Annotated in this window: 27 protein-coding genes; 22 read left to right on the top strand and 5 right to left on the bottom strand. The window is 50.1% G+C overall.

Annotation, left to right across the window (positions count from 1 at the left end):
* The first annotated feature begins 7 nt into the window (after positions 1 to 7).
* From NST08_RS16645 to NST08_RS16625, 5 genes are all read left to right on the top strand, one after another.
* Positions 8 to 958, top strand: a complete 951-nt coding sequence (locus NST08_RS16645) for an ATP-binding cassette domain-containing protein (RefSeq protein ID WP_144878932.1) — start codon at positions 8 to 10, stop codon at positions 956 to 958.
* Positions 955 to 1,767 carry an ABC transporter permease gene (locus NST08_RS16640; protein ID WP_341342012.1) on the top strand — a complete coding sequence of 271 codons (813 nt, stop codon included), beginning with the start codon at positions 955 to 957 and terminating at the stop codon, positions 1,765 to 1,767. The genes NST08_RS16645 and NST08_RS16640 overlap by 4 nt, the downstream gene beginning before the upstream one ends.
* A gap of 123 nt (positions 1,768 to 1,890) precedes the next feature.
* Entirely contained in the window at positions 1,891 to 2,601 is a 711-nt protein-coding gene (locus tag NST08_RS16635; protein WP_341342011.1) for an HAD family hydrolase, read from the top strand.
* 22 nt (positions 2,602 to 2,623) lie between these two features.
* Positions 2,624 to 3,064, top strand: a complete 441-nt coding sequence (locus NST08_RS16630) for a nuclear transport factor 2 family protein (protein ID WP_341342010.1) — start codon at positions 2,624 to 2,626, stop codon at positions 3,062 to 3,064.
* A gap of 187 nt (positions 3,065 to 3,251) precedes the next feature.
* Positions 3,252 to 4,835 carry a bifunctional metallophosphatase/5'-nucleotidase gene (locus NST08_RS16625; protein ID WP_341342009.1) on the top strand — a complete coding sequence of 528 codons (1,584 nt, stop codon included), beginning with the start codon at positions 3,252 to 3,254 and terminating at the stop codon, positions 4,833 to 4,835.
* A gap of 139 nt (positions 4,836 to 4,974) precedes the next feature.
* Here NST08_RS16625 and phnE (NST08_RS16620) read toward each other — a convergent pair whose 3' ends face one another.
* The 4 genes from phnE (NST08_RS16620) to NST08_RS16605 all read right to left on the bottom strand — a co-directional run bounded on the left by phnE (NST08_RS16620) (position 4,975) and on the right by NST08_RS16605 (position 8,615).
* Positions 4,975 to 5,781 carry a phosphonate ABC transporter, permease protein PhnE gene (phnE, locus tag NST08_RS16620; protein WP_007131304.1) on the bottom strand — a complete coding sequence of 269 codons (807 nt, stop codon included), beginning with the start codon at positions 5,779 to 5,781 and terminating at the stop codon, positions 4,975 to 4,977.
* Between the two features lie 13 nt (positions 5,782 to 5,794).
* Positions 5,795 to 6,610: a phosphonate ABC transporter, permease protein PhnE gene (gene phnE / locus NST08_RS16615; RefSeq protein ID WP_007131305.1), complete on the bottom strand. Its 816-nt coding sequence runs from the start codon at positions 6,608 to 6,610 to the stop codon at positions 5,795 to 5,797.
* Positions 6,611 to 6,614: 4 nt separating this feature from the next.
* On the bottom strand, positions 6,615 to 7,385 hold the full coding sequence (gene phnC / locus NST08_RS16610) for a phosphonate ABC transporter ATP-binding protein (RefSeq protein WP_007131306.1): 771 nt from the start codon (positions 7,383 to 7,385) through the stop codon (positions 6,615 to 6,617).
* Between the two features lie 123 nt (positions 7,386 to 7,508).
* Positions 7,509 to 8,615, bottom strand: coding sequence for a phosphate/phosphite/phosphonate ABC transporter substrate-binding protein (locus tag NST08_RS16605; RefSeq protein ID WP_007131307.1), 1,107 nt, complete (start codon positions 8,613 to 8,615; stop codon positions 7,509 to 7,511).
* A 304-nt stretch (positions 8,616 to 8,919) separates the two neighbouring features.
* Between NST08_RS16605 and NST08_RS16600 the strand changes: the two genes are divergently transcribed.
* The 17 genes from NST08_RS16600 (at position 8,920) to NST08_RS16520 (ending at position 26,066) form a co-directional block, all read left to right on the top strand.
* Positions 8,920 to 9,411, top strand: coding sequence for a NisI/SpaI family lantibiotic immunity lipoprotein (locus NST08_RS16600; protein ID WP_007131308.1), 492 nt, complete (start codon positions 8,920 to 8,922; stop codon positions 9,409 to 9,411).
* A 37-nt stretch (positions 9,412 to 9,448) separates the two neighbouring features.
* Positions 9,449 to 10,177: a lantibiotic protection ABC transporter ATP-binding protein gene (locus tag NST08_RS16595; protein ID WP_007131309.1), complete on the top strand. Its 729-nt coding sequence runs from the start codon at positions 9,449 to 9,451 to the stop codon at positions 10,175 to 10,177.
* Positions 10,174 to 10,920 (top strand): lantibiotic immunity ABC transporter MutE/EpiE family permease subunit, encoded by a 747-nt coding sequence (locus NST08_RS16590; RefSeq protein ID WP_007131310.1) that lies wholly within the window; start codon positions 10,174 to 10,176, stop codon positions 10,918 to 10,920. The genes NST08_RS16595 and NST08_RS16590 overlap by 4 nt, the downstream gene beginning before the upstream one ends.
* Before the next feature lie 6 nt (positions 10,921 to 10,926).
* Complete coding sequence (locus NST08_RS16585; protein ID WP_007131311.1) at positions 10,927 to 11,694, top strand: lantibiotic immunity ABC transporter MutG family permease subunit; 768 nt, start codon at positions 10,927 to 10,929, stop codon at positions 11,692 to 11,694.
* 29 nt (positions 11,695 to 11,723) lie between these two features.
* Positions 11,724 to 12,392: a response regulator transcription factor gene (locus tag NST08_RS16580; RefSeq protein ID WP_007131312.1), complete on the top strand. Its 669-nt coding sequence runs from the start codon at positions 11,724 to 11,726 to the stop codon at positions 12,390 to 12,392.
* Positions 12,377 to 13,753, top strand: coding sequence for a sensor histidine kinase (locus NST08_RS16575; protein ID WP_341342008.1), 1,377 nt, complete (start codon positions 12,377 to 12,379; stop codon positions 13,751 to 13,753). Before NST08_RS16580 ends, NST08_RS16575 begins: the two co-directional genes overlap by 16 nt.
* 166 nt (positions 13,754 to 13,919) lie before the next feature.
* A complete protein-coding gene (locus tag NST08_RS16570; RefSeq protein WP_007131314.1) occupies positions 13,920 to 14,876 on the top strand; it encodes an NAD(P)-dependent oxidoreductase in 957 nt (318 codons plus the stop codon).
* An 84-nt stretch (positions 14,877 to 14,960) separates the two neighbouring features.
* Positions 14,961 to 15,887, top strand: a complete 927-nt coding sequence (locus NST08_RS16565) for an NAD(P)-dependent oxidoreductase (RefSeq protein ID WP_007131315.1) — start codon at positions 14,961 to 14,963, stop codon at positions 15,885 to 15,887.
* Positions 15,888 to 16,406: 519 nt separating this feature from the next.
* Positions 16,407 to 17,147 (top strand): CPBP family intramembrane glutamic endopeptidase, encoded by a 741-nt coding sequence (locus NST08_RS16560; protein ID WP_007131317.1) that lies wholly within the window; start codon positions 16,407 to 16,409, stop codon positions 17,145 to 17,147.
* 154 nt (positions 17,148 to 17,301) lie between these two features.
* Complete coding sequence (locus NST08_RS16555) at positions 17,302 to 17,589, top strand: ribbon-helix-helix domain-containing protein (protein WP_232239236.1); 288 nt, start codon at positions 17,302 to 17,304, stop codon at positions 17,587 to 17,589.
* Between the two features lie 5 nt (positions 17,590 to 17,594).
* Complete coding sequence (gene dnaN, locus NST08_RS16550; protein WP_167324119.1) at positions 17,595 to 18,734, top strand: DNA polymerase III subunit beta; 1,140 nt, start codon at positions 17,595 to 17,597, stop codon at positions 18,732 to 18,734.
* Positions 18,735 to 19,037: 303 nt separating this feature from the next.
* Positions 19,038 to 20,402, top strand: coding sequence for a cytochrome ubiquinol oxidase subunit I (locus NST08_RS16545; RefSeq protein ID WP_007131319.1), 1,365 nt, complete (start codon positions 19,038 to 19,040; stop codon positions 20,400 to 20,402).
* Positions 20,399 to 21,415 (top strand): cytochrome d ubiquinol oxidase subunit II, encoded by a 1,017-nt coding sequence (locus tag NST08_RS16540; protein WP_341033472.1) that lies wholly within the window; start codon positions 20,399 to 20,401, stop codon positions 21,413 to 21,415. The genes NST08_RS16545 and NST08_RS16540 overlap by 4 nt, the downstream gene beginning before the upstream one ends.
* A gap of 69 nt (positions 21,416 to 21,484) precedes the next feature.
* Positions 21,485 to 23,308: a thiol reductant ABC exporter subunit CydD gene (gene cydD / locus NST08_RS16535; RefSeq protein ID WP_251534959.1), complete on the top strand. Its 1,824-nt coding sequence runs from the start codon at positions 21,485 to 21,487 to the stop codon at positions 23,306 to 23,308.
* Entirely contained in the window at positions 23,305 to 25,026 is a 1,722-nt protein-coding gene (cydC, locus tag NST08_RS16530) for a thiol reductant ABC exporter subunit CydC (RefSeq protein WP_007131322.1), read from the top strand. The genes cydD and cydC overlap by 4 nt, the downstream gene beginning before the upstream one ends.
* Positions 25,027 to 25,273: 247 nt before the next feature.
* Positions 25,274 to 25,597 (top strand): c-type cytochrome, encoded by a 324-nt coding sequence (locus NST08_RS16525; RefSeq protein ID WP_007131323.1) that lies wholly within the window; start codon positions 25,274 to 25,276, stop codon positions 25,595 to 25,597.
* Positions 25,598 to 25,619: 22 nt separating this feature from the next.
* Positions 25,620 to 26,066 carry a disulfide oxidoreductase gene (locus NST08_RS16520; RefSeq protein ID WP_007131324.1) on the top strand — a complete coding sequence of 149 codons (447 nt, stop codon included), beginning with the start codon at positions 25,620 to 25,622 and terminating at the stop codon, positions 26,064 to 26,066.
* A gap of 102 nt (positions 26,067 to 26,168) precedes the next feature.
* Here NST08_RS16520 and NST08_RS16515 read toward each other — a convergent pair whose 3' ends face one another.
* Positions 26,169 to 26,801, bottom strand: a complete 633-nt coding sequence (locus tag NST08_RS16515) for an SCO family protein (RefSeq protein WP_007131325.1) — start codon at positions 26,799 to 26,801, stop codon at positions 26,169 to 26,171.
* Positions 26,802 to 26,839: the final 38 nt, after the last annotated feature.

The raw sequence follows: 26,839 nt of genomic DNA, 5'->3' as shown, positions 1-26,839 counted from the left end.
AGGGCCCATGACGTACGCCATTGAAGCGAAAGGCTTACGCAAATCATTCCGGGGGCATGAGGCTGTGCGCGGGGTGGATTTGGCGATTCGGCAAGGAGAGCTGTTCGCGCTTCTTGGACCAAACGGAGCAGGGAAGACAACAACGCTGCACATGTTAACCACCCTGCTGCGTCCGGATGGGGGAACGGCGTACATCTGCGGCAGCGATGTTGTCGCCGAAGCAGCCGATGTACGCAGGCGAATCAGCGTTACTGGCCAGTATGCGGCGCTGGACGAATCGTTGACCGGCCGGCAAAACTTGAGGCTGTTCGCCGGGCTCCACGGTTTTTCGCATAAAGAAGCCGTCGTACTGGCGTCTGAGTTGCTGGAATCATTCGGGCTGGGGGATGCAGGTGATCGAACCGTCGGAACCTACTCCGGCGGCATGCGCCGGCGCCTGGACCTCGCCGCCGGCATTCTCTCGCAGCCCGAGGTGATGTTCCTCGACGAGCCAACCACCGGACTCGATCCGCAGAGCCGGCGCGAGCTGTGGGAGGCGATTCGCCTGCTGGTGAAGAAGGGGACAACCGTGCTGTTAACGACGCAGTATCTCGAAGAGGCAGACCAGTTGGCCGATCGGATCGGTTTCATCGCAGACGGAAGGGTTATCGCGACCGGCACGCCCGAGCAGCTCAAAGCATCGACCGGCGGCAAAACACTGACGATCCGTCTGTCAGCAGCAACCGACCCGTATGAGATCTGTCGTCTGTTTGCAGACGAACATGGGCTAAGTGCCCATACGGATGAAGACGGGGTGACCGTAAAAGCGGCGGTTCGGGAAGCTTCGCTGGCACACGCTGCGATCGGTACGCTTATGGAGCACCAAACGGCGATCAAGGATTTCGCCTTGAGTGATCCAAGCCTTGACGACGTATTTTTCGCTTTGACCGCCACAACCGGAAAGGAGGCGACGCGATGAGTTCCATACAAGCATCTCGTGCCCGAAAGCCAGGCCAAAGTCCAGGCGGCTTGACCGCGACAGGACTGTTCATGCGGCGAACGCTGCATCACATGCGTAATAACATCTTCGGCCTTGCCGTTGAAGCGGTGTTGTCTCCAATCATTATGCTGCTCATATTCACCTTTCTGTTCGGCGGAGCGATTGCCGGTTCCGCTCGGGAATATATTCAGTATTTGTTGCCTGGCATCCTGGTGCTGACGGTGGTGCCGATGACGGTGTACAGTGGTACGACAATCTGCACGGATATCGCCAAAGGCGTCTACCACCGGTTTCGTACGTTGCCTTTCTGGCAGCCCGCAGCCATTTTCGGCTCGATCATCGCAGACAGCTTGCGCTATGCAGTGGCACTACTCGTTGTCTTGACGATGGGGTTTGGGCTTGGATTTCGGCCGGACGGCGGCCTCGAAGGTACCATGGCAGCTGCACTTTATGTCCTCTTATTTGCATTCGGTACTAGTTGGGTCTTTGCACTCATCGGCAATGCGGCCAAGCGGCCAGAGACCGTGTCGGGTACGAGCATGATGATTGTTTACCCGCTTCTATTTGCCAGCAACGTGCTTGTCGATACTTCGACAATGCCGCGCTGGTTGCAGGTGGCGATCGACTTGAACCCGATAAGTATTGTTGTTACCCTTACGCGAGGACTGCTGAGCGGAACGGCGGGTGCCGCTGAGCTGGCGGCAGGCATCGGTGTTGTGCTGCTGTTTATCGTTATTTTCGCTCCTTTGACGATCAGTATTTACTTGAGGAGGCAAATACGAGGGTAAAGGACAAGGATAGGGATAGCACATCCATAAAGTCCTAAATAAGTGGATATCGTATGAATTGCAAAAGGTCAGCCAGAGTTTTCTGGTTGGCCTATCTATATAGCATAAGTTTTTTAAAGAGAGATGGAAGTTGTAGTTTCCAATATGTGGTATGATAAGCTTATGTTGAACATAATCGATACGGTTATTTTTGACCTTGACCAAACCTTGCTCGATAAAACCCAGTCACTCGTCAACTTTGCCAATTATCAATATGAGCAATATTCTTTGGACAAGTTCATTCCGGATAGGAATGAATTTATCGTAAAATTCTCTGAGCTTAATCATATGATCATGCCGAAGGAAGAGGTTTACCGAAAGCTAATAGAGTTCTTTAAGATTGACTGGAACTTATATCATGAGCTGCTTGCGGATCTAAACCACAAGTTTCATCTTTATTGCGTTGGATATGATGGGCTGCATGAGATGCTCCGTTCGTTAAAGAGGGAAGGGTATAAGTTAGGAATCGTCACGAACGGCCGAGATTTTTATCAACGAAACAAAATATCCGCATTAGGCATTCACGGCTATTTCACCGACATTGTTACTTCCGGTTCTGTGAATATCAAGAAGCCTGATCATGCTATCTTTCAAATCGCTCTGAAGCATTTGAAATCAATCGGAAGATGTACTGTATTTGTTGGTGACAGCATCCAAGCAGATATCATTCCCGCCAAAGAACTTGGAATGTTCACCATTCTTAAAACGAAGGACGCCTCGTCGATGCTGCCTGATGCAATTTGCGATGATTTAATGGAAATTCCGAACATCATTAAATCGATAGGATCAAACTAACTCAATCAAAGGAGCTGCGATCATGAGTATTGAAGCAGAGCTCGCATCAAAAATCTATCGGCTAGAGGAACTCCACAATCAATTTGTAAACGGGGAGTTCGAAGAAATGAACGCGCTCTATGCGGATGATTTTCAGGGCATGCTGTACATGCCTTCGTCCGGGAAGATGGAAACCTATAACGCTAAGCAGATCAGAAAGGGAAATGAAGACGCTGCAAATTATTATAAAGGCAAGAGCTTTAAGTTCATTTTCTCAGGCTTAAAAATCGTTTCTCAATCAGAGGATCAAGCTGCCGTTTCATATGAGGTTACGCATCTCAGCGATAATCGAATAATCCGTGCTATTTCACTCGAGGTCTGGAAGAAGATCAGCGGTTCCTGGAAAATGATCCGTTGGTATGAGGAGAAGGGAAAAGCGATTCTCCCCGAAAAGCATTTAGGGGAAAGTTATATAACCGATTGATCAACCTGCATCAACGAGCTTGGGTATAAAAGCAATGTTCCATGGCCAGCAGAGCCTCCGCCCGTAAATAAGATCATTTTCATTTTTACCCCCCTTTCATATTGTTTTTTTATATATCCATAATACTCCACCCGTATAATAGAAGACTGTAAGGTCTGAACACTGAGACGATAGGAGGACACGCGGAGTGGAGCCGAAAGAAAAAGTAGTCGTTACGATATTGGAAACCAGCGATGTTCATGGCCATATTTATCCGACGGACTATCGGGGGCCCGGGGACAAGCCCATTGGGCTCGCCAAGCTGGCTGAGATCATTCACAGAGAACGGCTGGAAGCCCCGCAGCTTATACTGCTGGACAACGGGGACCTTCTGCAGGGTACGCCGTTTATGTATCATTACGCCAAGTACGACAGAACCGGCACGCACCCCGCTGCAAGCGCGCTGAACGCACTCCAGTACGATGCGGCGGTGATCGGCAATCATGAGTTCAATTACGGGCAGGAGCTGTTGAATCAAGCGATCGAGGACGCAACCTGTCCCTATCTGTGCGCGAATATTATGAACGAACAAGGCGGTCGTCCGGCGTTCGGGCAGCCTTACCGGATGTTTGAGATGAAAGAGGGGATTCGGGTCGCGGTGCTTGGCGTCACCACCCATCATATCCCACACTGGGAAGAGCCTAAGCACATTCACGACTTAACCTTTGAGGATGCCCTTGAGTCCGGACAGCGATGGATCAACCATATTCGAGAAAACGAACGTCCCGACGCTGTTGTTGTATGCTATCATGGCGGTTTCGAGCGGGATCCTGCTACCGGAGACCCTACCGAACCGCAGACGGGAGAAAATCAAGGCTACGAGATGTGCATGCGCCTACAAGGCCTCGACGTGTTGCTGACCGGGCACCAGCATCGGTTGCTTGCCGGCGAGCTGAACGGCGTTGTATTTGCTCAGCCCGGTTCCGCAGGACAGGCAATCGCCAAGGTTCAGCTGACATTCGAGCGGGAGAAGGAAGGCAGATGGTCGATCCGCGGCAAGAGCGCCCAGCTGCTGCCAGCGGAGCAAGCAGAGGCGGATCATGTCGTGCTTGCGATGTTTGCCGAGCAAGAAAGGAAAACGCAAGCCTGGCTGGATCAGCCGATCGGCAGGGCCGAGGGCGATATGTCCATCATGGACCCCTTCGAGGCAAGACTGGGGGATCACGCATTCACGGAGTTCGTCAATCGGGTGCAAATGGAAGTTACGGGAGCAAGTATATCCTGCGCCACGATCTTTACGAATGAAGCCCGGGGCTTCCTTGGGGAAATTACGATTCGGGATGTGGTGTCCAACTATATCTACCCCAATACGTTGAAGGTGATTCTCCTAACCGGACGCGATATCCGGGACGCGTTGGAGCAGAACGCCCGTTATTTTACTCTGGACAAGCTGGGGCAATTGCAAGTGTCAGAGAGTTACCTGGAGCCGAAGCCGCAGCACTTCAACTACGACATGTGGGAGGGGATTGACTATGAGCTTGACATTTCAAGATCCGAAGGCGAACGGGTTATTAAGCTGCAGCGGAACGGACACCCCTTGGATCCCGACGCTACGTTCGAAGTGGTGATGAACAGCTATCGGGCGGGAGGCGGCGGAAACTTCCGGATGCTGATGAACAAGCCTGTCGTCAGGGAGATTCCGACGGACATGACGGAGATTTTGGCCGATTATATTTTGAAGCATCAGGTCATCCATGCCGTCTGCGATCACAACTGGAAGGTCGTCTACTAAATAGATCCGCACATAACAAAACCAACCATTTGTATGACATCCTATGAAAAAAACCTCCAATCCTGCGCTGCATCAGGGTTGGAGGTTTATGCGTTTACGGATGAACGGAGCGTCATATTAGGACCGTCAGATAAGCTTGTTATCCTTGGACCAGTTTGGATCGAAGCTTGTTCGAGAACCATTCGATAAGGAGGATAAGGATGACAAGGCCGATTAAGATGGAGCCGACCTGATTCCACTTATAGCTGTTCATGGCAAAGATCAGCGGCGCTCCGATCCCGCCGGCTCCCACGAGTCCTAGAATTGAAGCCTCACGCATGTTCATGTCGAACCGATAAATGGTAACGGACAGGAACAGCGAGAACAACTGCGGAATAATTCCATAGCGGATCTTCTCAAAAGTGGTACAGCCGATGGATGTCATCGACTCCAGGACTTTCTTGTCCAGCTCCTCGATCGCATCCACGTAAAGCTTGGACAGCATACCGATCGAGGTCAGCCCGATCGTGAGCACCCCGGCAAACGGTCCCGGACCTGATACCCGGATGAACATCAGCCCATAGACGAGGGCAGGGATCGTTCGGATCATAATAAGCAGCATTCTTGTAAGCCAAGCGATCGGCTTCGGCATGATATTGGAGGCGGCCAAAAAGGCGAGCGGAACAGACAGCACGGCACCCACCAGCGTACCCAGAAATGCAATGGCCGTCGTTTGAACGAGCAGGTAGAGAACACTCTGCTTCGAGACGCTGAACAGCAGGTCCAAATCCGGATGGACAATGCCTTTCAATATGTTAAGGGCGATTGCCAGTCCGTTTTGGTTCACGTCTTTAAAGCTTACAGCGCTTAATGACCAGGCGAGCAAAATCAGAACGATTGCCGCCACGGTCAACACATAGCGATGATTGCGGGGGGATGCAAGCAGCTGCTTCTCAATTGTCGTCATAGCATGGATCTCCTCAATTTAACTTTTTTCGAAAATGCTCGCTGATCGTTTCAATCACGTATACGGTGACTCCCAGCGACAAAATGATCATACCTACGCGCGGATAGTCGCGCCATCCGAGATTTTCGTTGATCAAGAGTCCGATTCCGCCTGCCCCTACATAACCGAGAATGGCTGCATAGCGCACGTTCCCCTCAAAGCAAAACAAAGTGGTGGACAGATAACGCGGGAGCACTTCTGGAAAAATAGCGTAGCGAAAGGCTTGAACACGGGTCATGCCAATGGACTCCATGGCTTCGAAGGAGCCCATATCGACGTTTTCGATCTGCTCGTACAGAAGCTTCCCGACGTACGATAGGGTAAAGAGCAGGATGGCCACCAGGCCCGCCGTCGGTCCCAATCCGAAAACGAAGGTTGCAATCAGCGCTGTCACCAGCGTCGGCAATGTTCGGAGCAGGCTAAGCATAACTTTAAAAATGGTCACGACCGCTTTGTTGCGAATGACGTTGAACGAAGCAAGCAGGGCGAACGGTAGAGCCAGAAGGGCGCCGATCATCGACCCAAGCACGGACATCTGCAGCGTATCCAGCAAGGCTCCCCACAGCTGTGGCGTATAACTCCATTTGGGGGGGATCATCTCGCCTAGAATGATAAAAAACTGGCGGATCCTCGTGAACAGAACATGTAGGCTGAACCCCGTCAAATTGACGGATAACGCGGTCACGGCTGCGAGCGTGAGCAAGGTAAGGGGAAGCCGCGATCTTTTTTCCAGGACAATTTTACCGTTTGGAAGAACCATCTTTTTGGGAGGAAACCATTTATCAAACATGCGCCTAATTCGCCTCCGCCAAAAATGGAGTTTCATTGGACTTGCTGCCGTAAATGTTATCGAGGGTTTCCTTGGTCACCTGATCGGCTGCTCCGTCGAAGACGATTTCGCCTTCGCGCACTCCGATAATGCGATCGGCATACTCCAGCGCGATCTCCACATGATGAATGTTCATGATCACAGAAATCTTCATGGTCTGATTGATGGTTTTGAAATCGTCCATAACCAATTTCGACGTTACCGGGTCCAGTGAAGCAATCGGCTCGTCCGCCAACAGGATATCCGGATTCTGGGCGAGTGTTCGCGCCAGCGCTACACGCTGCTGCTGCCCGCCCGAGAGCTGGTCTACTCGCACGTATGCTTTATCCAGAATGCCGACTTTATCGAGAGCCTCCAATGCTTTGAGCTTATGTTCCTTGGTAAATACACCGGTCAGCTTGCGCCACATCGGAAGGTCAGGCACGAAGGAAACCAGAACATTCTTGATGACGCTCATTCGAGTGACCAAATTGAAGGACTGGAAGATCATCCCGATCCGTCTTCGGAAACGGCGAATTTGTTTTCCTTTCAATTTGGACACATCGACATGATTCACGTAAAGGTGGCCGCTGGTGATATCGTGCATGCGATTAATGCAGCGGATCAGCGTAGACTTGCCTGCACCGGATAAACCGATTACGGCCACAAACTCTCCTTGTTCGATCTTCAGATTGATATTTTTGAGTGCATTCGTGCCGTTGTGATACGTCTTGTTTACGTGGTTAAACTCAATCATGGCTAAACTCCAATCCTCGCATATTCAGCTGCTGAACAGAAAAAAAGGAGAACATCGGTTAAAGGCTTGATGCTCTCACTTTTAATAAAAGAATAAAGTCGTTGGACGATCATGCGGTGTTTATTATTTTTTCAAGTTTTTAATTATCTCCTGCGCTTTGCGCTCGCCGTCGTAATCGGAAGGCTGTGCTTCCTTGTAGCCTTCGTGGCTGTATACCGCGATCACGTTCTTCCCTTCCTCCGTCTGGGCGATGGCGATAAAGGCTTTTTGAAGCGCGGCCTTCAGCTCGTCGTTCATGGTTGGGCTGTTCTTGCTGACGCTAATGGTGTCATTGTAAATGCCTTGAGTGACCCCGATAATATTCGTTTCGTCCCAAATCGATTGTTTACGGCCGAATTCATTTGTCCATTGCTCTTCATAGTCGCGTCTTGCGTCCGCGAAAGCAACGATAATGTCGACTTGTCCGGCCGCCAGTCGGGCGAAGGAACTGCCGTAAGAGTCGGATGTTACGACGTGGGAAAGGTCGGTAATGCTTTTGTTATAGTTGTCTTGCAGCCACAGCGTAGGGTAAATGTATCCGGCGGAAGAAGAGGTGGACATCACAGCCCAGTTCGCATCGTTCAACTCTTCCCATGTCAGTTCTTCTCCGTTGTTGATTTTGGCAGCCAATGTTTGACCTTTATCGGATGGACCTGCAATGAACAGAGCCCGATAATACGTTGCCTGATCGCTTGTCGGCTGGGTCGGCTTATTATCGTTCCAGTCCTTAGCCTGGTCGGAGTCATTGGATAATCCAGCACGGGTGGCGGTCAAAATGACGTCGGCTCCGTCATCGTACAGAGCATATGTGCCGCCCGGTATAAAACCGACATCCGTTGTACCGGCAGTCAGTGCTTCGCCGACGGCTTCATAGGTGGTTCCTACATCAATGCTGACTTTTCCGACATCAAATCCCTCGGATGCTAGCTGGCTCTTCAGCAATTCCTTGAGCGGATCCGTTGCCGTAATGATTTGATCCGGATCCTTGGACGGGACGAAGCTGATTTTCAGCGCTTCGATTGTCTGAGCCGCTGTGCCCGAACCGCCTGTGGATTGGGAAGTCGAAGTCGGCGATGATGGGGCATCAGGCGTTGAATTGCCCGAGCCGGAGCTGGAGCTGGAGCCGCAGCCGGCAAGCAGCGCGATAACCAAAGCGAATACGGATACAAGCGTCATTTTTTTCTTCAACATAAGTCCCCCTGATTATAATAGTGATTCTCAAGACACGGGCTGACCTCGGCCTTGAAAGCCAACCCAATTGTATAATCGCTTTATTATCGATGGATTAACCTTGTGTTAAGTCAGTTATAAATATGTAGGATTTTCCAAAGAAACATAATAAATATTATGTAAACTAAAAGTAGTCGCCTTGAAGGCGGCTTTTTTGCATGGCATGAAGAAAATCTTCGAATCTTGATGGTTCTCTGATATTTCCCGATTACCGTTGTTGTTACCACATCATCTTTGACATGCAGGATATAAGGAGGCTTGTTACATGAAGATAACGTCCAAAGGCTGGATCCTCTTTACGGTTAGCGCGCTGCTCCTACTAACAGGATGCGAAAGGCTGGAACAGTTCACGCAAAAGGTGGTTGAGGAAACGCAAAAAACAGCCCACTATACATTGGAACTCGACGAGGAAACGGACCTTACGATCGAGCAGCTTATCGATGAAGGGCGACTGGACCGTCTGGTGTTCGACGGAAGACTGTATGAGCTGCAAGGGGAAGCCGATCCGGAGTCTAAAGGCGGCCGTATAGGTTTTATCGGCGAAACGTATTATGTGGATCAGGAGGGGAAGAGGTGGACCGAGGATGAACTGAAGAAGCCCTACCTATACCTTGATCCGAATGAAATTCGGGAGAAAAATCCCATGACGTATGGTTCCGTCTATCGACATAAAGGAGAGCCCAAGGGGAGCTCCAACCGGATCATCATTGAGCTTAACCGGAAGGTTCTGGAAGCAGAGCTGGTCCGTGAAGAGTAAAGAACTGCATCAATTCAACATATTACAAAGGATAGGAATGATGAAAATGGTTAACGGCCCTTTATTAGAAATGAAGAAGGTTTCCAAGCGCTTTGGCAAGGAAAACGTCATCAAGGAGCTCTCCATGCAGGTGCCTGCAAACTGCATTTATGGACTTCTCGGCCCTAACGGAGCGGGCAAGTCGACGACGCTTAAGATGCTGACCGGCATCATTGCGCCGTCATCCGGCAGCATCTGGTTTGACGGTCACCGCTGGAGCAGGCAGGATTTGAAGCAAATCGGAGCGTTGATCGAATCTCCGCCGATTTACGGAAATTTAACGGCTTTCGAAAACCTGAAGGTTCGCAGCCTGCTGCTCGGGCTTCCGGATTCGCGAATTCAAGAAGTATTGGATTTGGTGAATTTGTCAACGACCGGCAAAAAAACAGCAAGGAATTTTTCAATGGGGATGAAGCAGCGTTTAGGAATAGCGATTGCACTGCTCAACCGCCCCCGTTTGCTCATCCTCGATGAGCCTACGAACGGGCTGGATCCGGTCGGTATCCATGAGCTCCGTGAGCTGATCCGTTCTTTTCCCCGTCAAGGGGTGACCGTCATCCTTTCCAGTCATTTGTTGTCCGAGGTGGAACAAACAGCCGACCGAATCGGTATTATTAACCACGGCGAGCTGCTATATGAAGGGGAAGTTCAATCCGGACAAAATTTAGAGCAACTATTTATGGATGTCGCTACAACTCCTGCAAGACGAAAGGGGGGGTACAGATGATTCCTTATCTACGATCGGAACGCCTAAAGCTCAAACGTACGTTTTCAACCAAGCTTTTCTTTCTGGTACCCATCGCAAATGTGGCGTTTTCGTTGCTTATGAATCCGATGTATTTTGTATCCAATACCATTAATTGGTGGTCTATTCTGTTCCTGCCGCTGATGCTCGCTCTATGGGCCGTCCAGACCCATCAGAAGGAACAGCTTGCTTCACGTTATCAAGGGGTCTATCTGCTTCCGGTTTCGCTCCGAAATATCTGGCTAGCCAAGCTGATCGTGATTAGCATCTACTCTCTTGCAGCCTTCGCGGCCTATCTTTTGGTTCTGGGGGCGGTCGGCATGCTCTTTACGGGAGAGAGCATCATTACGATGGCCACGTTCATGTCCGCATTGGTGCTGTGGCTAACCACTCTCTGGGAAATTCCCCTGTTCATGTGGGTCGCCAAAAAATGGGGAGCAGCAACAGCGATCGGAATCAACATCGCATGTGCAATGGGCCTGGGGATTCCGCTCTCCTCACGGACATTCTGGTGGGCATGCCCATGGAGCTGGTCCATCCGGCTGATGGCTCCGATTGCCGGAGTCCACCCCAATGGGACATTGCTGGAGCCGGGGCATGCGATGCTGGATATGAAGGTTCTGCCGATAGGGGTTGGAATGTCATTGTTACTTACGGCGGTACTAAGCATGTTGACGATGCAGCGATTTGGTCCGCAAATTCGAAGCGGCAAAGGAGGCCGCTGACAGGGAATGAACGTATGGGGATGTTTTAGAGCCGATCTGATGAAGCTCAAGCGAACCAAGCTTATGTGGATTCTCGCCGCAATTCCCGTCGCTTACGCCGCGCTTTTTCTGGCGTATTTTACCGGCAGGACAGAATCTTCCTCACAGATGTATTTGTTCTACATGGAGAGTTTGGGCGTTGCGCTGCCCTTTTTCATAGGACTTGCGGCTGGCTTCATGATTGACCAGGAAAGGCAAGCCGGCCATTTCCAAGTGCTGCTCGGGGGAACGACATCCAGGATTAGCGGATATATGAGCAAACTGCTTTTGTTGCTCTTATTGCAAGGATTATTGATATTCTTTGCCGTAATCCTTTGGATCGGGGGTATGAAATGGGGGATGGGCTTGACCGATATTCCTATTTGGAGTTACGTTTGTGGGTGGTTCTGGCTTACATGTTCCAATTTCATGCTGCTGATGATGCATTTATTTATTGCGTTTGTGTTCGGGATGGGCGCATCGATCCTTATGGGAGGAGCCGGATTGCTGATGACTGCGCTCATGGCGACCGGTCTTGGCGATCAGGTATGGATGTACGTGCCTTGGGCGTGGGGAGTTCGATTCAGTGGTTTAACCGGCATGGTATTGGACGGCTCCTTGGCTCCGGAAATGGCGAACTACGTGCAAGACAAGATGGCGCAGGGCATGGGATTTGCCGTCTCGTTGACTGCGGTCGGTCTTGCGGTAAGCATCGCCTGGTTTCGCCGATGGGAAGGAAAGACTGCGCATGAATAAGGCGCTTGTACATAGAAAGAGGTGTAAGGATGGCAAAAATACTGGCAATCGACGACGAAATGGACATTTTGGCATTGATAGCAAATATTCTGCGACGTGACCGTCATGAGGTGATTACCCGATCGGAAGTGACGGAGATCCAGCCTGAAGCATTTCAAGGATACGATCTGATCCTGTTGGACGTCATGATGCCTCACGTGGACGGTTTCGAATTGTGCAGGAAGATTCGAGGGTATGTCAGCTGCCCGATTCTTTTTCTCACGGCCAAGTCGGACGAGGAGGACGTGGTGAACGGGCTGATGCATGGAGGGGACGACTATATCGCAAAACCGTTCGGCGTTAAAGAGCTTAGTGCGCGGGTGAATGCCCATTTGCGGAGAGAATCACGGGAGAAAAGCTTGTCCAGGCTTACCGTTTCGGGAGTCAGCTTTGATTTTGACGCGAAGGAAGTATGGGTAGGGGATCATCAGGTTCGGCTGACTCCGAATGAATACAAAATCTGTGAGCTGCTCGTTCGACGAAGAGAGCGGGTATTCACCCGTGAAGAAATCCATGAGGAGGTTTACGGGATTGATGGAGATGCCTTATTTACGACGATTACGGAGTTTATCCGGTCGATTCGCAGTAAGTTCAAGGCGTGTGGGGTCTCTCCCATCTCAACGGTGTGGGGAGTGGGCTACCGATGGGACAACGATTAAGACAATCCAGCCTTAGGCGGGAACTGCTGCATTACATCATCCTCTTATCCGTTTGCCTTATTGTATTGGTCCTGCTGGGTGTTCTCCTAAACAGACTGGCGATAAATGCAGGTCTCGTCGTCCATGCCAATTATGACGAACGGCGGGTTCTGGATGCGGAGCCGGGTATACAGGAGGCAAGATTGTTTTCCCATGAACTGATTCCTGAAGACATTCCTTATGTTGTGGTGGATAAACGCACGCTTCAGGTGGTTGAAGGCACGCTGGATCCTTCCGGGGAGGAGGCGGCCATTCGAGCGATTCAGAACAGAACAGCCTATCAGGGGCAGGCCGTTTACCGTGTGGTCGAAAGAGAGCAAGAATATGTGGTTCTCCACTATAAGGTCCGTTCCCGCTTTACATTGCCATGGTTAAGAGCGCATTTTCCGGATTATGAGCTTACGACGCTCATCATCGGCATAATAGCGATCATTGGCATCGTATTTGCGGTGACCACGATCTTTGCCAGGCGATTACAGCGGCAATTTGATCGCATTCAGCAGCTGACCATGCGGATTCGGAATCGGGATTTGAGTATGGAGGCGGAGAGGTCACCGATTAAGGAATTCGATGATGTTTTGTCCTCGCTTCAGGAAATGGCCAAAGCGCTGGAAGCTTCGCTTCAAGCCCAGTGGAGAACGGAAACCCGGAAGCGGGAGCAGATTAGTGCGTTGGCTCACGACATCAAGATCCCCGTCACGATTATCAAAGGAAATGCCGAACTGCTGAGCCTTGATGAGCAAAGCGAGGAGCATGCAGGATATACCGAATATATCTTAAATGCGAGCAGCAGGATCGAAGAGTATGTCAGCCTGCTCATCCATATCTCAAAGACGGAACAGGACATGAACATAACGCTCAAGCCCACCTGTCTGAGGGATTTTGCAGTTGGGCTGATACAAGACTTCTCGGGTTATATCGGGCAGCGCAGGATCGAGATTGCACTCGACCTGGAAGAGACAGTGACGCTGGAGCCGGCATTTGATCATGAACTGATCCATCGTGCTGTTATGAACATTTTGACGAATGCAGCGGATCATACGCCGGACGGTGGAGAAGTTCGAATGGCGGTCTCCTCATCGGGCCAGCACGTGCAATTTCGAGTGACGGACAGCGGGCGCGGTTTTACGACTGAAGGTTTGGAGCAGGCTACCCAGCTGTTTTATATGGGAGACAAGAGCCGTTCAGCGAAAGGTCACTACGGCATCGGATTAACATTTGCCAATAATGTAGCACGGCTCCATCATGGCTCTTTACAGCTTTCCAATCGGCCTCAAGGCGGGGCTGAGGTAACGCTTGAAATCCCCGCCCGGCTTAAATAAAAGTCCCATTACCAACGGTAATATATTTCGAAGCACCATCGTTTCGACCGAGTATCTCAGTTCTACAAAGCCACTGATCAAGCATCAGTGGTTTTTTGTTTGACCTTGACACTAGTGTCAAGGTCTAGAATAAAGGACGAACGCGGCCAACAGGAGACGGTTCTATATGGTTCGATATTTCTTTCGACAAGGGAAAGGGGAAATCAAAGTGAGTACCGATCAAAGCAAGAACGAAGCTCTCTCTCCAGTGACCATCATCGGTCTTGGCGAGATGGGGCAGGCATTAGCAAATGTATTTTTGCAAAACGGATATCCTACGACGGTTTGGAACCGGACGGCAGCGAAGGCAGAAGCCTTGGTGAAGCAGGGAGCTGTGCTTGCTGCCACACCTCGTGAAGCCATACAGGCAAGCCCGGTCGTGATCCTGTGCGTTCTGGATTACGATGCCGTACATGAAATCCTTGATCCACTCGGTGATGCACTTAAGGGTCGTGTTCTGTTCAACCTAACGAACGGAACTCCTAAGCAGGCACGTGATACCGCACAATGGGCTAAGGATCGAGGTTACGATTATATCGATGCCGGTATCATGGCCGTTCCGCAAATCATCGGAACCGAGGATGCTTTTATCCTCTACAGTGGAGGAAACAAGAACTCCTTCGATTCCAATAAGGAATTGTTGGATGTAATGGGCGCGTCCACCTACTTAGGCGAAGATGCCGGTTTAGCATCCTTGCTGGATCTAGCGATGAATGGTGCGATGTATGGGATGCTCGCCGGTGCCATGCACGCTATCTCGGTAGTTGCCACAGAAGGGATCAAGGCACAGGCTTTCTCGTCAGAACTCTTGATTCCCTACCTCACTGCAATTACCGGCATCATACCTAATCTAGCCCGCCAGTTCGACACGAAAGAATTTACGGTTGGCGTCTCGGCCAAACTTGCCATGCAGCAGGTGGGTTTCAGAAATATTCGGCAAGCCAGCAAGGACCAAGGGATTAGTACAGAGCTGCTCGACCCGATCCAATCTCTTATGGACCGGCGTGTCGCTGCCGGGTTCCCCGATGACGACTTCTCCGCTGTTACCGAGCTTTTTAAACAAGCAAAGCACCAAAACACGTGAACTTGATTATTTCTGTGCATCTTTATAGGCGTTTAAGACTAAACCGTCGTAATTAGTGACAATCCCATGAAAGGAGTTATTCCAATGAAAAGTGATCATATTGAAAACATAAACAAGTCTGCCAGTCATGGAACTGAAAAAGTTGGGAGTCGTTTATCGGTTACGGTTATCGGTCTAGGCCCCATGGGGAAGGCGATCGTCGGCGCTTTCTTGGATAAGGGCTATGAGGTGACTGTGTGGAATCGCACGTTAAGTAAAGCCGATGATTTGATGGCTAAAGGTGCGATGAAGGCATCCACGGTCAGCGAAGCGATTACGTCCAATGATTTGATCGTTCTCAGCTTAACGGATTACCGTGCGATGTATGCTATTTTCGAACCGATCTCGGAGCAATTAACCGGAAAAGTTATCGTAAACCTGAGCTCGGATACCCCTGAAAAAGTACGAGAAGCGTCAGAATGGTTAGCCGAACGCAACGCCGTACAGCTCACCGGCGGAGTGTTGGCCTCGCCTCCGGGTATCGGTAATAAAGAATCCGTCACTCTATATAGCGGCCCTAGGAAAACCTTCGACGATCACCAAAATATCCTGGAGGTGCTGACCAGTACTAGCTATAAGGGCGAGGACCCGGGACTTGCCATGTTGTACTACCAGTTGCAAATCGATGTCTTCTGGACCGCTATGCTCAGCAACCTGCATGCAGTTGCGGTGGCGAGAGCAAACGGAATCACGGCTGAACAGCTCCTGGCTTATGTTTCGGACATTCTATCCACTATGCCGAAGTTACTGGAATTCTACGCTCCCAGGATTGACGCTGGGACACACAGCGGTGATGTGGAGAAACTTGCGATGGGGCTGGCGAGCGTCGAACACGTCGTTCAAACATCAAATGAAGCAGGAATCGATGCTTCGCTGCCGGCCGCTGTCCTGGATGTCTTCAAACGCGGTGTTGCTAGAGGACACGCTGGTGATAGCTTCACGAGCCTAATTGACATGTTCCAAAAACACTAGGTTAACCGTTACATGTTCGGTCCATAGGAATGAAGGCAGCTTGTCATAATCCATCTGTTGCACTTAACTTAATTAGCTCGACATCGCAGATTTGAACGATTGACAAGGCCAATGAGAACTTGGAGCAAACTCAATTGAATAAGAATTCACACAAAAACGCATTGTATGGGACAATGCGTTTTTGTGTGCTTTTGATCAGGAAGACAATGTTGAAATATCTCATGACATTGAAGAGAGGGTTCTTCATTGGTTTTGTGCACTCCTACAAAATTGTTCATTGAAGCTATCTATTTTCTAGGAAGGCACCATCTTTTCCAACACCCTAATTTTAGAGATCATAACAAAACTGTTTCTCTAGACCCACCAGTTTTTTACATTGTATGATGGGAACTGTTATGGGGAGGCGAAAGCGCAACAATCGGTAAAGGGGGATAGCTGCGCATTTTATACTGGATTGGATCCCAATCCTGATAGAGCTCAACGTTTAGTAAAAATCACACAGAAAGGAAGTTGTCCTGCTTGTTAGAACAATTCATGGACTATTCATTGCGAATTATGCCGGGGATCCTGTTGTTAATCATGGCGTATTTGTTGTTGCCAAAGCAGACAGTAGAGGCAAGGCTTTTCATTCTCGTATTGGGATTCATTTTAATCCGGGATGCCATGACCCCTCTCGGCTTTTGGAAACTGGGGGCGACAGGGCAAACCGTATGGCTTCGATTTCTTGATGATGGGTGGTTACTCGTCACGCTTGGCATGATGTCGCTCATTCTTACTTTCAGTATCGTTGTTACGAATAAACCTTTATTAAATCTCCTGTTCTGGTGCGGCAAAGGCAAGGCGGCTTCTGTTTTCGCCGGAATGCTGGGTGCTCTGATTGTCGTCCTACCGTTTGCTCTAATCTATTCCTTCATCGATCTGGAAGAGCGAGGAGGAGCGGTTCCTCCTTATGTTTTGCTTCCGTTACTTTTTATGGCATTGGCCGGCAACTTCATGGAAGAGGTGCTGTTTCGGGGGTATTTACAGGGGTACTTTGAACGAATTAGCGGACCTATGAAGGCAGCTGTAATTTCGGCAATTCTCTTTGCAACCGGGCACATCTTTTTGGCACTAACGGTAACGGATATTGGGGGACCGATTTTACTATTTACCTTGTACGAGGGAATCGTATGTGCTTATGTCCGCATGAAATATGGCATCCTTCCATCGACCTTGACGCATGGGCTCGCGATATTCACATTAGCCTCCGGGTTAATATAGCGTGGTGTTTAGGGGAATTGACAAGATGCCGGTTATAACAAGGGGAACAGCACTCACAATATATCCATAGCGTAGAAGCTACGGGCACTTTATTAGTTTTTTTATTTGTTGCCGGATAGAAAAATGTGGTACGATGTAAGTAGCGATATTGAAAATGGTAACCAAAATCAAAACAAAGGACTGGTATACTTTGAACGATGATCAAATAAAAATTGGTCTTTCAAAAAAGAACGGTCAACTAGGTTTCATGTTTACTCGCGGGGGAGCGCGCGAGGGAGCTGGAAGAAAAGGGATCGGAATGACGAGGAAGATATCTTTGACTCTAACTGAAGAAATCTGGGAAGAAATTGATCGTGAATGTGGGGAGCTGGAGATCTCTCGATCTGCATATTTAAGGAACATGATTGAATCATACTACGCTGCAAATAAGAAAGACGGGTGAATTCGTTGTTAATACACATTTCAAGGGAATTACTCGTCAAGGCCATTCAACATGTATATAAAGCGGTATCAAATAACGGTCGCGGGTCTATGATATCTGTAATAAACATATTGGTTCAGAATGAATGGATTTTTATTAGCGGTACTGGTACAAGTCTGGCAGTTCAATACAAGGTTTGCACTTCAGATAGTAAGGTCCGAATATTTAATCAAGGGAGTATTACCTGTCAAGCGAATTATTTATATGAAATTAGCCGTAAATTAGTGGATGATATTGTAATTATTGAGGTAATTGAACAGCGAATATTATATATAACATCCGGAAGTACACAGGTTCGGTTGAACGGGATGTTACATACTGACATCCCATTTTTTTCTCAAAATAAATATCAGCAAACAACCAATCAATTTATTGTACCGTGCAACTTGTTAGTACCTATGATTAAACAGGTAGCGGGGGTCGCTTCAACTACTGACGCTAAACCGGTTTTTATGGGGGTGTGCTTGGAGATTCAAGGAAGTCAACTCACGATGATTGCTACAGATGGAGTCGTGCGAATGGCTAGATGCTCAATCCCGATTGAGAACGATGCTGGGTGGACGGGAATCTCCATTATCCCTGCTACGAGTTTGATAGATATAGCTAAAATGCTGACCAATGACGGCTTTACCGATGTAGTGATAGAATTAAATCATTATGAAATAAGATTTATGACTCCTAATTTGCTTATTAAATCGGCAGTGATTGAGGGATTATATCCCTCAACCCGAAATCTAGTCCCACATATTCATGTATCCGAGGTTGTCCTAGACAATATATCATTTAGACAATTGCTAGATCGCGTGTCTGTGCTGGCTGGTTATCATCTCGTAACAATGCAAATATCAGAAGGAAGATTGACCCTCTTGTCAAATACGGCAGAGATTGGTGGTATAAGTGATGAGTTGGATTTAAAAGAGCAATCCGGAGAGAATTTTAGCATAACGATTAATGGGAAGTTTCTTATTAGTACGTTACGGTGCGTCAATGAAGATTACATCCGGATACGTTTTACCGGTTCGAGGAGTCCTATTTTATTACTTCCAGTCCGCGAAGAAAGAGATTGGCTGTTCTTGTTAACTCCCGTCTTGACCAAATCTTCTTAAAGAGAATCTTCCAGTTTTAATGTATTAATGGAAAATGCAAGAATTTAGTCAGCCATAAAATTTCCGCCGAGAACTTCAAGGCGCAAATACCACACATCAGCTAAAGCTTCAATGGCTCGATGGAGTGGTTTTTTTGTTTTTCACCGAGTTGTCGAAAAGATTCGATGCTTTCATGAACGAGACGCTTTCGTGATTCATTTGAGAGATTGCTTCGTTATAATATCGTTTAAATATCGGGTATGTATTGGTTAGGGCTTATCCCGATCAACGAGTGTGCAGGGTTTTGAAAGGAGGCAGTTTATTTTGGTTATAGATACCGTGCTTTGGAGCAAATGGCTAACCGGGCTGACGCTTGCGTTTCATGCGATCTTTGCGACGGTTGGCGTCGGGGTGCCGCTGATGATCGCCATTGCCGAATTCGTCGGAATTCGCAAGAAGGATCCGCATTACCTGCTCATGGCCAAAAGGTGGACGCGGGGCTTTGTCATTTCCGTGGCAGTGGGCGTGGTGACCGGAACGGCGATTGCATTGCAGCTTGCGCTCGTGTGGCCGAACTTTATGCGTCTGGCAGGGAATGTTATCGCGCTTCCTTTGTTTATGGAGGTTTTTGCATTCTTTTTTGAGGCCATCTTCCTCGGGATCTATATGTACACGTGGGACCGGTTTCGCAATCCGTATATCCATTGGCTGCTGACAATTCCGATTGTAGCGGGGGCCGGCATGTCCGCATTTTTCATCACGTCGGTGAATGGATTCATGAATCAGCCCGAAGGCTTTGTCATGGAGGCTGGCCACTTTACGGCCGTGGATCCCGTGCAAGCGATGCTGAATACGGCAACTCCCTCAAAAGTGTTCCACGTCCTAACCTCGGCCTATTTGACGGGAGCCGCCTTGCTGGCGGGAATTGCAGCCTACGTTATTCTGAGAAAAGGAGCATCGGCTTATTACAAAAAAGCGCTGAAGCTCATGATGGCTATTGTTCTGGTGTTCAGCGTGCTGACCACCTTAGCCGGGGACCTGTCCGCCAAATTCCTGGCGGAGCATCAACCGGAGAAGCTGGCCGCCGCGGAATGGCATTTTGAGACGGAGCGCGGTGCGGATCTGATTTTATTGGGCTGGCTGAATGCGGAGCAGAAGATCGTGGGTGCGCTCCACCTTCCGAAAGCGCTCAGCTTTCTGGCCTTTGGAGACTTTGATGCCGAAGTGAAGGGGCTGGAGGAGTTTCCGCCAGGTGAATGGCCGCCGCTGCTCGTACACTATTTGTTTGATTTCATGGCCATGATCGGTTTTGTGATGTTGGCCGTCGCATTTCTGTATTTCTTGTTCTTGTTCTGGAAGAAACGAAATTCGCTCAATAAGTGGCTGCTTCGGGCCATCGTCGCGTGCATCCCACTGGCGTTTCTGGGTGTTGAGCTGGGCTGGTTCTATGCGGAGCTCGGACGGCAGCCGTGGATTATTCGCGGATATATGCGCGTAGAGGAGGCGGCTACGACATCACCGAATGTGAGGATTCTCTTCTTCCTGTTCCTGCTGCTGTATATTGTGCTCGGCACGATGTGTGTCTTTGTCCTGAGACGCTTGTTCCGTAACAAACCGGCAGAGGCCGAGCTCGAATCGTTAAGGCAAGAGAAGTTTATTCAATCCATGGAAAAGGGTGAGCCGGTATGATCAGTTACGAGTTGATAGGCATCTCGGTGCTTTGGCTGTTTTTATACGGCTATTTAATTGTAGCCTCCATTGATTACGGCGCTGGCTTTTTTGCCTTCTATGCCCGGCTGACCAAACAGGATCATCTGATCAATCGATTGATCTCCCGCTATTTATCGCCGGTTTGGGAGATTACCAATGTGTTTTTTGTCTTTTTCTTTGTCGGCATCGTCGGTTTCTTCCCTGATACGGCCTATTATTATGGCTCTTCGCTGCTTGTTCCGGGGAGCATTGCCGTGATTTTGCTGGCCATTCGCGGTTCCTTCTACGCATTCGAGAATTACGGCTCCAAAGAAAACATCGTCTATCTGTTTCTGTACGGGGCTACAGGTTTGTTAATACCGGCATCCTTGTCGGTCGCACTGACGCTTTCCGAAGGCGGTTTTATCTCAGAGGCAAGAGGCGCGGTTACGCTGGATTATTGGGCGCTGATCACAAGCCCGCTGTCGTGGAGCATCGTGGCGCTGGCTATCGTATCGGTGCTGTTTATTAGCGGTACGTTCCTGGCCTTCTACGCTTCCCGGGCAGGCGATCAGCCAGCCCTAAAGCTGATGCGGACCTATGCCATGTTCTGGAGCACGCCGACGATTATTGCCGCGCTCACGGCATTTATTTATCTCAGTCAACATAATGAGCGGCATTTTCAGAACATGATGGACTTATGGTGGCTGCTGGCGCTGTCGGTTGGTTTCTTCATGATCGCGCTGTGGCTGCTGTACAGCGGACGCCGATACGGACTGGCCTTCATTTGCGTCATGCTGCAATTTTTCTGCGCGTTCTTCGCGTACGGCATCGGGCAGTATCCATATATATTGGATCCGTACATTACCATTCAGAGCGGCGCTACGCATGAGTCGATGGGAGCTGCGCTTGTTGCGGCCTTTATCGGCGGGCTCTGTCTGCTGATCCCGTCCCTGATTCTGGTCTTCCGGCTCTTTCTGTTTGATGCGGATTATGTCAAAGGCAAAAAATAAGGTGGGCGCTTGTCCCGCTACAATTAGGATTACCTTGGAGGGAGTGCGTAAACAGGAGGTGGAGATTACTTGAAAAAGAAAAGCAGCCTGCTGTCTGAACAAATGTCTGCACAGAGGAAACGTCTTATCCTCTTAGGGTTCACGTCGCTTGCGCTCGGTGCAGCCATCACAGTCCAGGCGGTGCTGCTCGCCGAAGCAGTCGAGAGGATTTTTGTTCAGAGATCGTCCTTGGCGTCGGTTGCTGGTATTCTTGGTGCATTGATTGGCGTGATGGCAGCGCGGACGCTGCTGTCGTATGGAAACGGGAGAATCGGCTTGCAAATGGCTTCCAGTGCCAAAACGAGCATGCGAGCAGCGGTGCTTCGTAAACTGTCCAATGCTTCGATGCCGATGTCGCTTCGCGGGCAAACGGGCGGCAAGGTGAGTGTGGCGCTGGATGCCGTGGATGAGGCGGACAGTTACTTCAGCCAGTATATGCCGCGAATGATGGAAGCAGCGGTTATTCCTGTCCTGATCTTGATTATGGTTTTTGCTCAGCATTTGAATTCCGGCTTGATAATGCTAGCGACAGCTCCTTTTATCCCGATATTTATGATTCTCGTTGGGCTGCAAACAAAGAACAAATCGGAGGAGAAATTTGCGCAGCTGGCCGAATTCTCCGGCACGTTTCTAGACTCCCTTCAAGGGCTGGTTTCGCTCAAGCTGTTCGGGCGGGCTCACCTCCAGCAGCAGGCAATTGAACGCAGCAGCTTAGGCTATCGCGATGCCACGATGGGGATTCTGCGGATTGCGTTTACCAACACCTTCATGCTGGAGTCCATCGTCATGCTGAGCATAGGCATTGTTGCGCTTGAGCTGGCCCTGCAGCTGCTTGTTTTCAAATCGCTGTCCTTTCAGACCGCGTTCTTTATCCTGCTGCTGGTGCCTGAGTTTTACAGCCTGCTAAAAAACACGGGAACGGCTTTTCACAGCGGGCGTACAAGCATGGGGGCAATTCGTAAAGTTGAGGAGCTGCTCGCGGAAAGAAGTGAAACCGAGGCTTTATTAACGAATTGGCAGGATGGCGGCGAAAATATGGATAAAACGCAACAGACCGAGCAGATGGATCCAGCGGATACTCCTGGGTTTGCCGATCGGAGCTCGATTCGGATGCCGCCAACCATCGAGCTGAGAGATGTCCGATTTCGGTATGCACCGGATTCGTTCGAGCTTGCAGTCGGCTCTATATCGTTTGGAGCGGGGGAGCAGATCGCCATCGTCGGAAAAAGCGGGTCCGGCAAAACCACCTTGCTGCATCTTCTTGCCGGGCTGCTGAAGCCGACGTCGGGGGAAGTGCTGGTGAACGGACGCCCGCGTTGGCAAATGGACGAGGCTCTATGGTTTGACCAAGTTAGTTATATTACGCAGCATCCCTATATTTTTGCCGGTACGTTAGCCGAGAACATTGCAATTGGCGCAAGCCGGGAAGTCTCCCGGGACGAAATGGTGGAGGCCGCGAAGGCCACCGGGCTTGCAGTTGTTGCAGACGAACTGGAGTTAGGCTATGACACCCCCGTCGGCGAAGGAGGCCGGGGGTTATCAGGGGGCGAGAAGCAAAGGCTGGCGCTGGCGCGCGCTTTTTTAAAGCGGCCCGCGGTTATTTTGTTCGACGAGCCTACGGTGGGACTGGATTTGCACACCGAACGCGTTCTGCAGCGGTCCATTGCCGAGCTGGCAGGCAGCGCAACCATGATTACCGTAGCCCACCGATTGTACACGATCCGGCATGCCGACCGGATATTGTATATGGACGACGGAGTGCTTCTGGACAGCGGGAGCCATGAGGAGCTGCTTGCACGGCTGCCCCAGTATGCCGAAATGGTCAATGCGCAGCGGAAAGGGGGATTTGCATGAGTGAGCTGGCGATTCTAACCAAAGCCATGATTCAGGAGCGGAAGGATATTGCCATCGCAATCGTTGGCGGATTCATTGCAGGCATCGCGGGGGTGAGCCTGTTTTCCGCTAGCGGATATTTGATCTCCCAGACCGTATTTGCCCCGCCGCTCTATACCTTGATCGTCCTAACCTCCCTCGTGAAGATTCTTGGATTGCTGCGGGCGGCAAGCCGCTACGCCGAGCGCTTGTATTCCCATCGGGCGACATTCTCGATGCTCAGCCGGCTGCGCACCTCATTCTTTGCCAAGCTGATTCCTTTGACCCCCGGCATTTTGGGCAGAAACCGCAGCGGAGGCCTGCTTGCACGAATCGTTGGGGATGTGGAAAGCCTGCAGCATTATTTTTTACGCGTCGCCTATCCTCCGGTCATTGTTGTCATGGTGTTTCTGGCTACGGTAATATTCACCTCCGTCTTTTCGATCTGGATTGCCTGTTTGTTCGTGCTGGGGATGTTGATTACGGCTTTTGTGGTTCCTGGAATCGTGCTGCTGGGGCAGCGTAGAAGACAGGGGCGCGTACGCGAGAAAAGGGCCGAGCTGTCCACGGAAGTGGCCGAAATGCTGTATGGTTACCGCGATCTAAAAGTATACGGGCAAATGAAAAAGCGCGAGCAGCTTCTGCAGGATGCCTCCGCCGCATTGGCGGCCGAGCAGGAGGCGGCAGCGCGCCACTTGCTGCGCGGTCAATCGCTGCATGCTTTCGTGGCCTATCTTATTTCCTGGGGAGTGCTGGTCCTTGGCGCGGTATTCATCATGAACGGTTCGCTAGCCGGCGTATTTCTCGCCATGCTGGTCATGGCTTCGCTGACTGTATTTGAAGAGGCGGCCCCAATGGCCACACTTCCTGCTTATAAGCAGGATAGCGAGCATGCGGCCAATAGGCTGGCGGAAACGGTTCTTGACGCTGATCGGCGGCAGCCCCAGCCAAGCGGTGCTTTATCCACCGATAAAGCCGTATCAGTCGAGCTGTGCGGTGTTTCGTTTCAGTATGAAGATGAATGCCGTCCTGCGCTGAAAGGCATTACCCTGTCTATTCCGCCGGGATCCAAGACCGCGATTGTCGGTCCGAGCGGCTCAGGAAAATCAACCCTCATCGATTTGCTGCTCAAGCTGCGCGTGCCAACAAGCGGCCTGATCCGATTGAACGATATATCGGTTCAAGAACTGAATGAAGCGAGCATTTGGCAGGCGTCGAATGTGGTGCTGCAGCACAGCCATTTTTTCCGGGGGACGATCCGGGACAACCTGCTGCTGGACGAGGAATCCTATACAGACGAGGAGCTGGCGGCAGTATTGGAGAAAGCGCTGCTTCCGAACAAATCGCTTGATGATCCCGTATATGAAAAAGGAGAGAATTTGTCAGATGGGGAGAAACAGCGCTTGGCCTTGGCCAGAGTGATGCTGCGCAAGGGACGTTTATGGCTTCTGGACGAACCGACGTCTTCCCTGGATTACGTGACGGAACAGCGTGTTCTCTCGCATTTGTTGACGGAAGCTGCCGATGATACCCTCCTGCTGATTTGCCATCGGCTGACCGGTTTGGAGAAAATGGACCGGATTGTTGTTTTGGACCAAGGGAGGGTTGTTGAAGCGGGAACTTATACGGAGCTGATGGAACAAAAGGGATATTTTTATGAGATGAAGCTCATTGAGCGGCAAATGATTGACGAGGCGTAAAGATAGAATACGAATCACCAATCGTACAACACTGATAGTTCAGACCTTGGCTGTCGAGAAAGTCTCGACAGCTTTTTTGTCTGGCACGCCATCTTTCCTTCAATCGAAAAATTCACAAAGGTGCCTCCATTGAAGGCTAACGTCCTTAAAACCATAGCCCGAAGGAGCCATTTAAAACGATGACCAATCGAGAGACAATGAGAAGGTTAATGCAACGGATTTAAGATGAGTTTGAAGGAGGGGCGTCATGTCAAGAAGCGGTATTAGACTCTTATTGACATTGGTGATCGTAGGATTGTTGACAGCCTGCGGCGGCCAGAAGAGCGGCGAAGGGGCGGCAAACACGGAAAGTCCGATCCCGGCTGTGTATAAACAGCGCTGCTTGTCCTGCCACGGGGATCAGCTCGAGGGAAGAGTCGGTCCGAATTTGCAAGCTGTGGGAAGCCGTCTTACCGAGGAAGAGATCGCCGCGATTATTTCGGATGGAATAGGCGGCATGCCGGCTTTCGGAAAAAGGCTGAGTGAGAAGGAGCTTGCATCCATTTCCGCATGGCTGGCCGAACATCAATAGAAGGGAGTTGACACGATAATCAATGAATAAGTCGGGAGCATGGTTATTATTCGCATGGCTGGTTGCGGCCGTCGCCACAAGCGGCAGTTTGTTTCTTAGCGAAGTATGGCATTTCACGCCATGCGTCTTATGCTGGTATCAAAGGATTTTCATGTATCCATTAGTCATTCTCTTGGGTATCGCGGCTTACAGGCAGCAGACATTTATTATTCCTTACATCCTGCCCCTGATTGTCATTGGCGGAGGCATATCAACTTATCATATCATCATTCAAAAGCTTCCGCGTTCGTCAGATGCCGCCGCATGCGGGCCGGTGTCTTGCCTGGACGACTACTTGAATTGGTTCGGGTGGCTGACCATTCCGATGCTGGCACTCGCGGCATTCCTGCTGATCGCTGCAGCACTTGGGCTGGCCGTGCGCGCGCAGAAACAAGAACAAGGCAATGAAGAAGCGGATGCGCATGTCTAGGATCCCTTGAGGAAATATCAATCCTTGGAGGAAGCTTCTCCTCATGGCGCGTGGACATGAACAGCGCGATATTGCCTGAAATGAACAAGAACAGCAGCCGGATTAGGATTTCCGCTGCTGTTCTTTTAATAAGGTCTGGATATCGGCCAAAATCTGATCATTCTCCATATCTTCACCCATTCGGTAAATACGGCGTACACGCTGCTGGCCGTCAATCAATAGCAGTGATGTGACGGAGTGCGCAAACAAGCCGTCATCCAGGCGTACGATCGAAAAATTGTACTGGGAAGCAAGCTCCTTCACCTCATGTTCTTCTCCACGAAGCAAGGTCCAGCCGCTCTGATCGATTCCCATTCGATCCGCATATTGCCGCAGCACCTCAGGCGTATCGTTATTCGGGTCGAACGTGATCGACACAAACTCAACGCCGTTCCCAAAACGTCCCTGTTCTTGAAGCTCTGCCTGAAGCGCGACCATATTCGCGGTTGTCGCAGGACAAATGTCCGGGCATCGTGTGAAGATAAATGAGGTTAGGCGGATCTTCCCGTCGAAATCCTTGTCCGTTACGGTTTCACCTTCAAGATCAGTTAATGCGAATCCAGGGGATTCCATTTTGACCGGAAGCGAATCCGAACGGAACGAGGATTGCAGCACCAAGTAACCCACAGCAGCGATACAGAGAATGATGATTGCCATAACATATCGGCGCATTGAAGATTTGCGAGCTCGTGACATTCCGTTTATCCTCCATATTCTTTGGTAAATAACGGTTT

The sequence above is a fragment of the Paenibacillus sp. FSL K6-1566 genome, from assembly GCF_038050475.1.
In the GTDB taxonomy this organism is placed as follows: domain Bacteria; phylum Bacillota; class Bacilli; order Paenibacillales; family Paenibacillaceae; genus Paenibacillus_AQ; species Paenibacillus_AQ lactis.
Note: the sequence above shows the minus strand (reverse complement) of the source record. Positions and strands in the feature narration are given on the sequence as shown.